A 13,588-nucleotide genomic window follows, 5' to 3' on the forward strand; every position below is an offset into this window, starting at 1 on the left:
GCCAGGCACGGAGTCCTACTTCGGACGAATCATGCTGAAGGTGTCGCGGGTGTAGCTGTACTGCGTGCCGCCCAGGCGACCGACCAGGTCCAGCTTCGCCGGATCGACGTGGCGCTCGTCCTGCATCACCGACTCATCGATGTGCGCCAGCAGCACGCGGGCGAAGATCAGCATGCTGGAGGGGTTTTCCGCCGGGTACGGCAGGATTTCCGCCAGCTGGCATTCGAATGCCACCGGCGCTCCGACCACCCGCGGCGGTGCCACGCGTTCGCTTGGCACGGTGGCGATGCCGGCGTGCTCGATCTCGCTGACTCCGTGGGGCAACCAGGCGGCGGTGGCGTTCATGTTCTCGGCCTGGTCGGCGCTGACCAGGTGGATCACCAACTCGCCGGTCTCGCGCACGTTGCGCAGGGTGTCCTTGACGCTGCCGTCTTCACGCACGCTGGTGTTGACCAGCAGGGTCGGCGGCGAATCGCTGATGACCTGGAAGAAGCTGAACGGCGCAAGGTTGCTTTTACCGTCCGCGGAAAGCGTGGTGACCCAGGCGATCGGCCGTGGCGTGACGGTGGAGGCCAGCCAGCGGTAGGCCTCTGCCTTGGAGAGTTGGGTGAAGTCGAGTTGCATGGGCTGATCCGGACAAAACGGTGGGCGATTCGGAGGGAAGACGCGGGCCGCCGCTCGCGGCCCGACTGCGCGAAGGCTCAGCGACCGGCGCGGGACTCCTTGATGTAGAAGCGCGCACGGCTGGCCTTGTCGGAACAGCCGGTGTAGGCCTCGACCTGTTGCTGGGTCTTGGCTGCGGTCAGCAGGCCGAGGGCTTTGGAATAGCTGACGGTGCCGGCAAAACCTTCGGCCTTGGCCAGGTCCAGCTCGTGCCAGGCGGCGTCCAGTTGCGAGGCGCAGCTGTCGCGGTTGACGGTCTTGCCCGAGCAGCCAGCGACGGCCAGCGCCAGGGCGATGATCAGGGGAATGCGCGGCATGACGGAACTCCTGGAGATAGTCGTGGGTGAATCCAGCTTAGAACGCGGCGCCGGGGCCTGCCGGACGGCGCCGCAGTATGCCATCGGACGGATGGCGTTCAAGCGACTACTACACTGTTTGACCACGGGCTATCCCGACAGGAGAAGGATCATGGTGCACCAGGGCAGTTGCCATTGCGGGCAGATCGCGTTCGAAGTGGAAGGGGATGTCAGTGAAGTCGTGTCATGCAACTGCTCGATCTGCCGGCGCAAGGGTTCGCTGCTGTGGTTCGTGCCGCGCGGCAAGCTGAAGCTGACCACTCCTGAGAGTGCGATGAGCACCTATACGTTCAACACCCACCGCATCGAGCACCGTTTCTGCCCCACCTGCGGCTGTGCTCCGCTGGCCTACGCCAGCGCGCCGGACGGCACGCCGATGGCGGCGATCAATGTGCGCTGCCTGCCAGGGGTGGAATTGTCGGGGCTGACAGTGAAGGAGTACGACGGCAAGAGCCGGTGATTCCGCTGCGGGGTTGAAGCGATCGCGGACGGAGTCCGCTCCCACGCTCCCTGGCAGCCCGCGCCGATGCGAGACCTTGGGTGGGAGCGGACTCCGTCCGCGATCGGCCCCCCCCCCGCCGCACCGGCTCAAACGGCTTCGCGAGCAAGCTCGCTCCTGCAAGAAGCTAGCGCTCCGCGCGGAAGCGCAGGTACTCGACCACTTCGTCCTGCGTCCCGCGGAACTCCACGCGCTCGCCCTTGCTTTCGCGCTGGAAGGCATACATCGGGTCGTAATACTCGCCCAGCAGCCCTTCGATCCAGCTGCGGTGCAGGTCCACCGCACCGCTGCGCTTCTGCTCTTCCAGGGCTTCATCCATGATCGCCGCCAGGCGCTGGTAGCGCTCGCCACCCAGGCGCTTGACGATGCCGGACAGGCTCTTGCGCAGGTACGCGGCGAAGGAGTCGAAGCCGCCCTCCTCGCCGACCACCCGCACGTGGTCGGCACACAGGTTCACCACGTAGTCCTTGAGGATGCGCTCGACGCGCTGCTCGAAGCTGTCTTCCAGCCATACCAGCGGGTAGTGCTGCATGCCCTGGTACAGCTCCAGCGGCACCGAGCAGCTGCCGACTATGCGTCCCTCGTCTTCCAGCACGAACTGCTCCATGCCGGCGTGGCGCTTCTTCAGGATGTCGATGGCCAGGCGATTCTCGAAATCGATCTGCGCCGGCTGCGGCGTGGCGCGGCGGCCGAAGGCGGAACCGCGATGGTTGGCGTGGCCTTCGAGGTCCAGGCTGTTGGCCAGCTGGGCGATGACTTCGGTCTTGCCGGTGCCGGTCAGGCCGCCCACCAGCACGAACTGGCATTCCTCGACGGCGGCGCGGGTGGTGTCGAAGAGGAAGCCGCGCATCGCCTTGTAGCCACCCACTACCCGCGGGTAGTCGATGCCGGCCTCGGTCTTCAGCCACTGCTGGGTGATCTGCGAGCGCAGGCCACCGCGGAAGCAGTACAGGTAGCCCTCGGGGTTGGCCCTGGCGAAGTTCGCCCAGGCTTCGATCCGCTCTGCCTTGAGCTTGCCGCAGACCAGCTCTTGGCCCAGGGCGATGGCCGCCTGCTGGCCGTGCTGCTTGTAGCTAGTACCGACCTTCTGCCGCTCGCTGTCATTCATCAGCGGCAGGTTGATCACGTTGGGGAACGCGCCTTTGCCGAATTCGACCGGGGCGCGGACGTCCATCATCTTCACATCACCGAGGAACAGCTCGCGGTAGTGGCGGGTGTTGTCGCGCATCACTCCACCTCGACCGCGTGGCTCTGTCGGCCCACCAGTTCGCCGATGGGCGCCAGGTCCATGCCCAGCTCCTTCGCCGTGGCGAGGAACTGCGCCTCGCCCGCAGGCTCCACCGCCACCAGCAGGCCGCCGCTGGTCTGCGGGTCGCACAGCAGCAGCTTGTGCAGCTCGGGCAACGGCGCGATGCGCTCGCCGTAGCTGTCAAAGTTGCGCAGGGTGCCGCCGGGCACGCAGCCGGCCTCCAGGTAGTACTCGACGCTGGCCAGGCGTGGCACGGCGTCGTAGCGAACGCGGGCAGTCAGGCCGCTGCCGTCGGCCATTTCCACCAGGTGGCCGAGCAGGCCGAAGCCGGTGACGTCGGTCATCGCCTTCACCCCGTCGAGCTTGCCGAAGCGCGCGCCGGGTTTGTTCAGGGTGCACATCCAGTCACGGGCGACGCCCACGTCCTCGGCGCGCAGCTTGGCCTTCTTCTCGGCGGTGGTGAGGATGCCGATGCCCAGCGGCTTGGTCAGGTACAGCTTGCAGCCGGCGGTGGCGGTGTCGTTGCGCTTCATGAAGCGCTTCTCCACCAGCCCGGTGACGGCCAGGCCGAAGATCGGCTCGGGCGCGTCGATGGAGTGCCCGCCGGCCAGCGGGATGCCGGCTTCGTCGCAGACCTTGCGGCCACCGGCGATCACTTCGCGGGCGATTTCCGGCGCCAGCACGTTGACCGGCCAGCCGAGGATGGCGATGGCCATCAGCGGGTCGCCGCCCATGGCGTAGATGTCGCTGATGGCGTTGGTGGCGGCGATACGGCCGAAGTCGAAGGGATCGTCGACGATCGGCATGAAGAAGTCGGTGGTGGACACCACGCCGCGCTCGGCGTCGATTTCGTAGACGGCGGCGTCATCGCGCGAGGCGTTGCCGACCCACAGCTTCGGGTCGAGGTTCTGCGCGCCGCTGCCCGCGAGGATGACCTCCAGGACCTTGGGGGAAATCTTGCAGCCACAGCCAGCACCGTGGCTGTACTGGGTCAGGCGGATCGGTTCGCTCATCGGGAAGCTCCGGGCAGGGAAATCAAACGGCGATTCTAGCAAAGCCCGGCTTGGCGCGGCCGGTGCCCCCGGCGTATCGTCGGGCAGTTCGTAACGCGGAGTTGCCCTATGTCAAAACAGATCGCGCTGGTACTCGGTTCCGGCGGCGCGCGCGGTTATGCGCATATCGGAGTGATCGAGGAGATCGAACGGCGCGGCTATGAAGTGGTGTGCATCGCCGGCTGCTCCATGGGCGCGGTGATCGGCGGCATCTACGCCGCCGGCAAGCTGGGCGAGTACCGCGACTGGGTGGAAAGCCTGGACTACCTCGACGTGCTGCGCCTGCTCGACGTCAGCTTCCGCCTCGGCGCCATCCGCGGCGAGCGGGTATTCGGCAAGATCCACGAAATTCTCGGCGAGATCGACATCGAACAGTTGCCGATCCCCTACACCGCAGTGGCCACCGACCTCACCAACCAGCAGGAAATCTGGTTCCAGGAAGGCTGCCTGCACCAGGCCATGCGTGCCTCGGCGGCAATTCCCAGCCTGTTCACCCCAGTCATGCAAGGCACCCGCATGCTGGTGGACGGCGGCCTGCTCAACCCGCTGCCGATCGTCCCGGTGGTTTCGACCCACGCCGACCTGATCGTCGCGGTCAACCTCAACGCCACCAACCAGCGGCAGTATTCGCTGCCGGTGATCGAGCGTCCCGCCGCCCTGAAAGGCCGCTTCGATGCGGTGCTCTCCGGGCTGTCCAGCAAGCTCAGCTTCCTGCGCCGCGGCGACACCGAATCGCCGCCGGAACTGATCGCCGACGCCCTGCTCCACCCCGTCCCGGCCGCCTCCGAGGAACCGGCCGAACCGGAGATGCAGCAACCCGCCGCCGCACCGCAGGCCAAGGGCTCGCCGCGCTCGGCCACCGGCAGCCACGTGATCGACAGCAGCAGCCCGGCCTCCCTGCTGGAACTGGTGAACCAGAGCTTCGAGGTGATGCAGACGTCGCTGGCGCAGTACAAGATCGCCGGCTACCCGCCGGACATCCTGATCAACGTGCCCAAGCGCGTGTGCCGTTTCTTCGAGTTCTACAAGGCCCCGGAACTCATCGCCCTCGGCCGGCAGATCGCCAGCGATACGCTGGATCGGTATGAGGCGGAGAATCCGTATTGACCGGTTGATCCGGTGCCGTGCGGGTTCGCGAGCAAGCTCGCTCCTACGAAGAGCGCCACCCCGTCAAGCTTTTGCTTTGGCTCTAAAGGACTTCCAGAGAAGTACCCGAACGCACCGAACTGCCCCTTTCAGGAGGCCTCGTTGAATTGAAGTTTCAGGGGTTGAGCGACATGGATGTCGCGAGAGCGGCGATGGGCCAGGGATGGCCCTTCGCCGCGTGCCCCTGAAACTTCGATTCAACGAGGGAATTTTTCGCCTAAGCGAAAAACCGGATGGAGGGGCAAGCCCTTTGGTTACTTTCTGGCGTTTGAGAAAGTAACTCGCCCGAGGGGGCGAAACCTGCTACCTCCGCGCACTCCGGCGCGACGCGGGAAACAACGGCGCGAGGCAGACACATCGCGGACGAAGTCCGCTCCTACGCGGGAACTTACGTCGCGCAATCAGGCCTCGCGCAAGCGGTAGCCAACACCGGCTTCGGTGACAATGAATCGCGGCGTCGCCGGATCATCGGCGAGCTTCTGCCGCAGGTGACCGACCACCACCCGCAGGTAGTGCGTGTCCTCGGTATGCGTCGGCCCCCAGATATCCTTGAGCAATTGCTGCTGGGTCACCACGCGGCCAACGTGCCGGGCCAGGGTCGAAAGCACCGCGTACTCCTTGCGGGTCAGCGAGACTTCCTCGCCCTCGAGCAGTACACGACGATAGGAGAAATCCACGCTCAGCGGGCCGACCGCCACCACCGCTTCCTGCGTCTCGCCGCTCGCCCCCTGGCGCAGCAGCACACGGATGCGCGCGAGGAACTCCTGGATGCCGAAGGGCTTGGTCACGTAGTCGTTGGCGCCGCTGTCCAGCGCCAGCACCTTCTCGCTTTCGCTGGCGCGCACCGAGAGCACCAGCACCGGCACCTGCGACCACTCGCGCAGTTCACGCAGCACGTCCTGGCCGTCCTTGTCCGGCAGGCCGAGGTCGAGCACCACCAGGTCCGGGCGGCCCAGCGCGGCCTGGGCCAGGCCCTCCTCGCCGGTACCGGCTTCCAGCACCTTGTAGCCGCCAGCGCTGAGGCTGATGCGAAGGAACTTGCGGATCTGCGGTTCGTCGTCGACGACCAGAATCGTGGCGGCGCTGGCGTTCATCGGGGCGTTGGGCTGGCTGGCGGAAGCGTCCAGCTTGAGCCTTTCAGACAGCAGCATCAAGCGCCTCCATATCCGGCTGCTGCTGCAGTGGCAGGTGCAGCACGAGGGTCGTGCCGCGGCCGTCGATGCCGTCTTCCACGGTAATCCGCCCACCATGGGCGCCGACCATGCCCTGGCAGATCGCCAGGCCCAGCCCGGTGCCCTGCCCGCCACGGTCGCCGCGCGCGGCGGTATAGAACATGTCGAAGATCTTCTCGCGCTCGGCCGGTGGAATGCCCGGCCCCTCGTCGCTGACCAGGAAGCGCAATTCCTCTTCGCCCTGCTCCACCGCCACCCGCAGGCGGCCTTGCGGCGGTGAGAAGCGCGCGGCGTTTTCCAGCACGTTGACCAGCGCCTGTTCGATCAGCGCGGCATGCACATAGAGCAACGGCAATTCCGGCGGTACACGGGTTTCCACGCGATACGGGGCAACCACGGCACGCAGGCGGTTGAGCGCGCTGCCGACGATGTCGCCGGGCGACACCCAGTCGCGCGACAGCTTCAGGCCGCCGTGGCCCAGGCGAGTCATGTCCAGCAGGTTCTGGATGTAGCGGTCCAGGCGCTCAGCCTCGTCGCGGGTGCTTTCCAGCAGCTCACGGCGATCCGGCGGCGGGATCGCGTCGCCCAATGCCAGCAGGCTGTCGATGGCGCCACGCATGGAGGTCAGCGGAGTACGCAGGTCATGGCTGACCGAGGCCAGCAGCGCGCTGCGCAGTTGTTCGGTTTCGCCGTGCAGGCGCGCGGCTTCGAGGTCTTCGGCCAGACGCGCACGGGCCAATGCCTGCGCCAGCGGTTGACCAAGAGCCGCCAGCAAGCGACGGCGCGACCCGGACAACGGTTGCGAATCGCGCGGGCTGACGCCCAGCAGCGCCAGCGGACCATCCTCGCCGGACAGCGGCCACCACCACCAGCGCCCGCCCGGCAGCGTGCCGGTGCCCAGGCCGGCGGGCTGGCCATGCTGCCAGGCCCAGTCGGCGGCGGCGCGCTCCTGGTCTTCCAGCGCACGGTTGAGACCACCCTCCAGTTTCCACTCGCCATTGATCCGGCCAAGCAGGCAGATGTCCAGCTCCGCCCAGCCGCCCAGTTGCTGCACGGCGGCGGCCATCACCGCCTGGCGGTCGGTGGCAGCGGTGAGCTTGCGCGACAGGTCGAGCAGCTGGCTGGTCTCTTCCTGCGTCTCGCGCAGGGCCTGCAATTGCCGGCGCTGGCGGGCGGCAAGGTTGCCGGTGAGGCCGGCCATGAGCAGGAAGAACAGCAGCGTCAGCACGTCTTCTTCGCGCTGGATGGAGAAGGAGAAATGCGGCGGGATGAACAGGAAGTCGTAAGCCAGGAACGACAGCACCGCGCAGGCCAGCGCCGGGCCGAGGCTGCTGCGCACCGCCACCAGCAGCACGGCGGCGAGGAACACCAGGGAGATGTTCGGCAGCTCCAGCACGCTGGCCACGCCCCAGGCCAGGGCACTGGCGCCAGCGGCAGCCAGCGCGGCGAGCAGGTAGTTGCCCCAGGGCCAGGGGGTTTGCGGACGGGCCTTGGGCGGCGCGAGGTCGGCCTCGCTGTCGAGCACGCTGATCTCCAGCCCGTCGCCCAGGCGCAGCAGGCGTGCCGCCAGGCCACCGCCGAACAGCTGGCGATACCAGCGTTGTCGTGAACGGCCGACCAGCAACAGCGTGGCGCGACGCTCCTTGGCGTGTTCGACCAGGGTGCGCGCGACTTCGCCACCGCGCAGCTCCACCACGTCGCCGCCCAGGCGCTCGGCCAGTTGCTGGGCGCTCTGCAATTGCATGCGCGACTCTTCGCTGCGCGCCTCGCCGGTATCCACATGCACCAGCGACCAGGGCAGGTGGCGGCGCTCGGCGACTCGGCTGGCGTGGCGCACCAGACGTTCGGCGTTGTGTTCGCCATCCACGCCGACCAGCAGGCGCCCGCGCACGGCCGGCGCCTCGCCGCCCTGCTGGCGGTAGCGATGGGCAAGGTCGGCATCGACCCGCGCGGCGGCCGTCTGCATGGCCAGCTCGCGCAGCGCGGTGAGGTTGGTCTGGCTGAAGAAGGCGTCGATGGCGGCGCGGGCCTGTTCGGGCACGTAGACCTTGCCCTCGCGCAGGCGCTCCAGCAGTTCGCGCGGCGGCAGGTCCACCAGCAGCAGTTCGAAGGCCTCCTGCAGCACCCAGTCGGGCAGGGTTTCGCGCACCTGCACGCCGGTGATATCGCGCACCTGGTCGTTGAGGCTTTCCAGGTGCTGGACGTTGACCGTGGTGTAGACGTCGATGCCGGCGGAGAGCAGTTCCTGGATGTCCTGCCAGCGCTTGGCGTGGCGGCTGCCGGGGGCGTTGCTGTGGGCCAGCTCGTCCACCAGCGCCAGCGTCGGCGGGTCGGCGAGCAGGCCGTCGAGGTCCATTTCTTCGAGGGTGATGCCACGGTAGACGGAGCGCTTGAGCGCCTGCTGCGGCAAGCCGGCGAGCAGTGCTTCGGTTTCGGCGCGGCCGTGGGTTTCGACGATGCCGACGCGCAGCTTGACGCCCTGGCGCAGCTGGCTCTGGGCAGCCAGGAGCATGGCGTAGGTCTTGCCGACGCCCGGCGCGGCGCCGAGGAAAACCTTGAGGCGGCCACGGCCCATGGCGGGCAGGTCGGCCAGCAGGGCGTCGGCGCGGTTGGGGTCGGTCATGTGGCTATCCTCGGGGCGCTCATGGCGCCCACTGCTGAGAGGATGGGAGCTGGAAAGCCCCTCACCCCAGCCCCCTCCCAGCGGGAGAGGGAGCCGTCCTCTGCCGCTGGACGGTACTGCGTTCCTCTACATGCCGTGGCAGAGCTCGGCACTTGGCGCTGGAGTCTAGCGAGGCAGGCTGGCCAGGGCCATGTTCAGCGCCAGCACGTTGACCACGGCGGGGCCGATCAGCGGGCGCTCGGTGTTCGCCTCCACCAGCTTCTCCAGGCTCGCCGCCGGTACGCCGCGCTCCAGGGCGATGCGCGGCACCTGGTACAGCGCGGCGGCGGGCGGCAGTTGCGGGTCGAGACCGCTGCCGGAGGTGGTGACCAGCGCCAGCGGCACCGGCTGCGCGCCGATCTGCTGGGCGGCGGCATCCTTGGCGATACGTTCGGCCAGCGCCGGGTTGCCGGGCGCGAGGTTGCTGGCACTGCTGGAGACGCTGGCGAAGTCGCCGGCCGAGGGGCGCGGATGGAACCACTGGGCGCCGTCGAATTTCTGCGCGATCAGCGCCGAGCCGCGCACGTTGCCGTTCTCGTCGCGCACCAGGCTGCCATTGGCCTGGTCGTGGAAGGCCACCTGGGCGATGCCGGTGACGGCCAGCGGGTAGGCAACACCGGTGATCGCGCTGAGCAGGACCAGCGAAGCGATGGCGGGGCGGAGTTGGTTGAGCATGTTGGTGTTCCTCTGTTGGGTTCGGAGCGGGGCTGGTTACCCTCTCCTCCGCCCTCTGACTAGGCGTCCCCCCCTGAAGGGAGAGGGCGTTGTTCGGTGCATCCGGCCAGTTCAGCGCCGGGCGTGGCCTGTAGGAGCGAGCTTGCTCGCGAACAGTCATCCGGCTGCTCCGGCGCTCGGGCGGTTCGCGAGCAAGCTCGCTCCTACGAAGAGCCGTCAGGCGAGGCCGATGGCGACGAGCAGCATGTCGATCACCTTGATCCCCACGAACGGCGCGACCAGCCCGCCCACGCCATAAATCAGCAGGTTGCGTCGCAACAGCTGCGAGGCATCGCTGGCCTGCACGCGCACGCCGCGCAGGGCCAGGGGGATCAGCGCGACGATGATCAGCGCGTTGAACACGATGGCCGAAAGGATGGCGCTCTGCGGGCTGGCCAGCTTCATCACGTTAAGCACGCCCAGTTGCGGGTAGATGCCGGCGAACAGCGCGGGAAGGATGGCGAAGTACTTGGCCACGTCGTTGGCCACCGAGAAGGTGGTCAGCGCGCCACGGGTCACCAGCAGCTCTTTGCCCACCTGCACCACGTCCAGCAGCTTGGTCGGGTCGCTGTCCAGGTCCACCAGGTTGGCGGCCTCGCGGGCGGCCTGGGTGCCGTCGTTCATGGCCATGCCGACGTCCGCCTGGGCAAGGGCCGGGGCATCGTTGGCGCCGTCGCCGCACATGGCGACCATGCGCCCCTCGCCCTGCTCCTGGCGTATGCGCGCCAGCTTCTTCTCCGGGGTGGCTTCGGCGATCACGTCGTCCACCCCCGCTTCGGCGGCGATGGCGGCGGCGGTCAGCGGGTTGTCGCCGGTCACCATCACGGTGCGGATGCCCATGCGGCGCAGTTCGGCGAAGCGCTCGCGGATGCCCGGCTTGACCACGTCCTTGAGGTGGATGACGCCCAACAGCTTGCCGTCGGCCACCACCAGCAGCGGCGTACCGCCGCTCTGGGCGATGCGCTCGATGTCCTTGGCCAGGCTTTCCGGCATCTGCGCGCGGTCCAGGCCAACGAAGGCCAGCGCGGCGTCCACCGCGCCCTTGCGGTAGACGTGGCCGTCCATGTCGATGCCCGACAGGCGCGTCTCGGCGCTGAAGGCAATCGGCGTCACACGGTTGCGCTCGGGCTCCGGCAGGATGATCTGCGCCCGCAGGAACTCCACGATGGATTTGCCTTCCGGCGTATCGTCCGCCAGCGAGGCAAGGAACGCACCTTCGGCCAGTTCCAGCGGCTGCACGCCGGGAGCGGTATGCAGTGCACTGCAGCGGCGGTTGCCGAAGGTGATGGTGCCGGTCTTGTCGAGCATCAGCACGTGCACGTCCCCCGCCGCTTCCACGGCGCGGCCGGACTTGGCGATGACGTTCAGGCGCACCAGGCGGTCCATCCCGGCGATGCCGATGGCCGAGAGCAGGCCGCCGATGGTGGTGGGGATCAGGGTCACCAGCAGCGCCACCAGGAACACCAGCGGCAGGTTGCCGCCGGCGAACAGGGCGAAGGGCTTGAGGGTCACGACCACCAGCAGGAAGATCAGCGTCAGGCCGATCAGCAGGATGTCCAGCGCCACCTCGTTGGGGGTCTTCTGCCGCTTGGCGCCTTCCACCAGCGCAATCATGCGGTCGAGGGTGGACTCGCCGGGGTTGGCGGTGATCTTCACCAGCAGCCAGTCGGACACCAGCCGGGTGTTGCCGGTCACGGCCGAGCGGTCGCCGCCGGACTCGCGGATCACCGGCGCGGATTCGCCGGTGATGGCGGCCTCGTTGACCGCCGCCACGCCCTCGATCACCTCGCCGTCGCCGGGGATCAGCTCGCCGGCTTCGACGCGCACCACGTCGCCCTTGCGCAGGCTGCTGGCGGCGACTTTCTCGAACTTGCCGTTCACCGCCATGCGCATGGCCTGCAGGCCCTGGGTGCCGGCCTTGAGGCTGTCGGCGCGGGCCTTGCCGCGGCCTTCGGCGAGGGCTTCGGCGAAGTTGGCGAAGAGCACGGTGAACCACAGCCACACGGCGATCTGCACGGCGACGAAGGTCGGCACGGCTTCACCGCCGACCACGCAGAGTACGGTGGTCAGCACGGCGGTCAGGGCCACCACCAGCATCACCGGCGAGCGTTGCAGCTGGCGTGGGTCGAGCTTGACGAAGGCCTGCAGCAGCGCCGGCTTCCACAGGGCGGACAGCGCGGTGGTCGGGCGTTTCTCGATGGCCTTGTTCAGGGCCAGTTCCTGGGTTTTAGCGTTCATTGCAGGTTCCTCAGAAACCGAGCGTCAGGTGATCGGCCACCGGGCCCAGCACCAGCGTCGGCAGGAAGTTCAGGCCGCCGACCAGCAGGATGGTCGCGGTCAGCAGGCTGACGAACAGCAGGCCGTGGGTCGGGAAGCTGTTGGGGCCGACGGGCGTGGCCTTCTTCGCCGCCAGGCTGCCGGCGATCGCCAGTACCGGGAGGATGTAGCCGAAGCGGCCGATCAGCATGGCCAGGGCGATCATCAGGTTGTGGAACGGCGTGTTGGCGCCGAAGCCACCGAAGGCCGAGCCGTTGTTCGCGGTGCCCGAGGTGTAGGCGTAGAGCAGCTGGCTGAAGCCGTGGGCGCCGGGGTTGCTGACCGCCGAGGCCGGGCCGGGCAGGCTGGCGGCAATGGCGCCGAGCACCAGTACGCCGACCGGCATCACCAGCAGGGTCGCGACCAGCAGGCGGACTTCGCGGGCTTCGAGTTTCTTGCCGAGGTATTCCGGGGTGCGTCCGACCATCAGCCCGGCGAGGAACACGGCGATCAGGACAAACAGCAGCATGCCGTAGAGCCCCGCGCCGACGCCGCCGAAGATCACTTCGCCGACCATCATGTTGAGCATCGCGACCATGCCCGACAGCGGGTTGAGGCTGTCATGCATGGCGTTCACCGAGCCGTTGGAAGCCGCCGTGGTGGTCACCGCCCAGAGCACGCTGGCGGTGGTGCCGAAGCGGCTTTCCTTGCCTTCCAGCGGCGCGACCTGCTCCACCGGCAGCGCACTGAGCGCCGGGTTCGGCTGGTACTCGGCCCACAGCGATACGCCCAGGCCGAGGGCGAACAGAACCAGCATGCAGCCGAGGATGGCGCGGCTCTGGCGCAGGTCCTTCACGTAGTGGCCGAAGGTGAACACCAGCGCGGCCGGGATCAGGATGATCGACACGACCTCGAACAGGTTGCTCCAGATGGTCGGGTTCTCGAACGGGTGCGCCGAGTTCACGCCGAAGAAGCCGCCGCCGTTGGTGCCCAGTTGCTTGATGGCGATCTGGCTGGCCGCCGGGCCCAGCGGGATGGACTGGTCGGCGCCCTGCACGGTCAGCGCGTGGGCATAGTCGAGGAAGGTCTGCGGCACGCCCTGCCAGACCAGCAGCAGCGCCAGCAGCAGGCACAGCGGGATCAGTCCGTAGAGAGTGGCGCGGGTCAGGTCGACCCAGAAGTTGCCCAGGTTGTTCGTCGACTTGCGCGAGATGCCACGGGCCAAGGCCACCAGCACGGCCAGGCCGACGGCGGCGCTGACGAAGTTCTGCACGGTCAGGCCGAGCATCTGGCTCAGGTAGCTGAGCGAAGCTTCGCCGCTGTAGGCCTGCCAGTTGGTGTTGGTGACGAAACTCACCGCGGTGTTGAACGCCAGCGTCCACTCCAGGCCCGGCAGGTGCTGCGGGTTGAGCGGCAGGCCGCCCTGCAGCATGAGGATGGCGAACAGCAGCACCAGCCCCACCAGGTTGAACGCCAGCAGGGCCAGGGTGTAGCGCTTCCAGTCCTGCTCGTCTTCGGAGTGGATGCCGCACGCGCGATAAATGGCCCGTTCCACCGGCAGCAACAGGGGGCTGAGGAAGGTGCGCTGCCCCTCCATCACCTTGTAGTAGAAGCGCCCGAGGAAAGGCGCCGGCACCAGCACCAGCGCCAGGAAGGCAACGATCAGCAATACGTCATGGCTGTTCATGGCCACTCCTAGGAACGGTCGGCGCGCAGCAGCGCCACCAGCAGGTAGATGAACAGTCCCGTGGCCAGGACCAGTGACACACCGTCGAGCACGCTCATGATTGCTTTCTCCTCACGCGGGCGACTCCATCGC

General features: G+C 67.8%; 12 protein-coding genes. 2 read left to right on the top strand and 10 right to left on the bottom strand.

What is annotated here, in order from left to right:
• Positions 1-15: 15 nt before the first annotated feature.
• Positions 16-624 (bottom strand): flavin reductase family protein, encoded by a 609-nt coding sequence (locus UB43_RS04245; protein ID WP_045208713.1) that lies wholly within the window; start codon positions 622-624, stop codon positions 16-18.
• Between the two features lie 77 nt (positions 625-701).
• Positions 702-980 carry a hypothetical protein gene (locus UB43_RS04250; RefSeq protein ID WP_024767322.1) on the bottom strand — a complete coding sequence of 93 codons (279 nt, stop codon included), beginning with the start codon at positions 978-980 and terminating at the stop codon, positions 702-704.
• A gap of 151 nt (positions 981-1,131) precedes the next feature.
• On the opposite strand from UB43_RS04250, the gene UB43_RS04255 reads away from it, so the two are divergent.
• Positions 1,132-1,479 (top strand): GFA family protein, encoded by a 348-nt coding sequence (locus UB43_RS04255; RefSeq protein ID WP_045208724.1) that lies wholly within the window; start codon positions 1,132-1,134, stop codon positions 1,477-1,479.
• 166 nt (positions 1,480-1,645) lie between these two features.
• Here UB43_RS04255 and mnmH read toward each other — a convergent pair whose 3' ends face one another.
• Positions 1,646-2,746 (bottom strand): tRNA 2-selenouridine(34) synthase MnmH, encoded by a 1,101-nt coding sequence (gene mnmH, locus UB43_RS04260; protein ID WP_045208726.1) that lies wholly within the window; start codon positions 2,744-2,746, stop codon positions 1,646-1,648.
• The gene (gene selD, locus UB43_RS04265; protein ID WP_045208728.1) at positions 2,746-3,780 is read right to left on the bottom strand and encodes a selenide, water dikinase SelD; all 1,035 of its coding nucleotides are present in this window, start codon (positions 3,778-3,780) and stop codon (positions 2,746-2,748) included. Before selD ends, mnmH begins: the two co-directional genes overlap by 1 nt.
• 108 nt (positions 3,781-3,888) lie before the next feature.
• On the opposite strand from selD, the gene UB43_RS04270 reads away from it, so the two are divergent.
• Positions 3,889-4,926, top strand: coding sequence for a patatin-like phospholipase family protein (locus UB43_RS04270; RefSeq protein WP_045208730.1), 1,038 nt, complete (start codon positions 3,889-3,891; stop codon positions 4,924-4,926).
• A gap of 440 nt (positions 4,927-5,366) precedes the next feature.
• Here the strand turns inward: UB43_RS04270 and UB43_RS04275 are convergent, their stop codons facing one another.
• From UB43_RS04275 to kdpF, 6 genes are all read right to left on the bottom strand, one after another.
• Positions 5,367-6,059, bottom strand: a complete 693-nt coding sequence (locus tag UB43_RS04275) for a response regulator (protein ID WP_045208940.1) — start codon at positions 6,057-6,059, stop codon at positions 5,367-5,369.
• Between the two features lie 43 nt (positions 6,060-6,102).
• Positions 6,103-8,760, bottom strand: a complete 2,658-nt coding sequence (locus tag UB43_RS04280; protein WP_045208732.1) for a sensor histidine kinase KdpD — start codon at positions 8,758-8,760, stop codon at positions 6,103-6,105.
• 165 nt (positions 8,761-8,925) lie between these two features.
• Positions 8,926-9,474 (bottom strand): potassium-transporting ATPase subunit KdpC, encoded by a 549-nt coding sequence (kdpC, locus tag UB43_RS04285; protein ID WP_045208733.1) that lies wholly within the window; start codon positions 9,472-9,474, stop codon positions 8,926-8,928.
• A 216-nt stretch (positions 9,475-9,690) separates the two neighbouring features.
• Positions 9,691-11,751: a potassium-transporting ATPase subunit KdpB gene (gene kdpB, locus UB43_RS04290; RefSeq protein ID WP_045208734.1), complete on the bottom strand. Its 2,061-nt coding sequence runs from the start codon at positions 11,749-11,751 to the stop codon at positions 9,691-9,693.
• Between the two features lie 10 nt (positions 11,752-11,761).
• Complete coding sequence (kdpA, locus tag UB43_RS04295) at positions 11,762-13,456, bottom strand: potassium-transporting ATPase subunit KdpA (protein WP_045208735.1); 1,695 nt, start codon at positions 13,454-13,456, stop codon at positions 11,762-11,764.
• Between the two features lie 8 nt (positions 13,457-13,464).
• Entirely contained in the window at positions 13,465-13,554 is a 90-nt protein-coding gene (gene kdpF / locus UB43_RS04300) for a K(+)-transporting ATPase subunit F (RefSeq protein WP_009618573.1), read from the bottom strand.
• Positions 13,555-13,588 lie beyond the last annotated feature (34 nt).

It is taken from the genome of Pseudomonas sp. 21 (assembly GCF_000955805.1).
In the GTDB taxonomy this organism is placed as follows: domain Bacteria; phylum Pseudomonadota; class Gammaproteobacteria; order Pseudomonadales; family Pseudomonadaceae; genus Pseudomonas.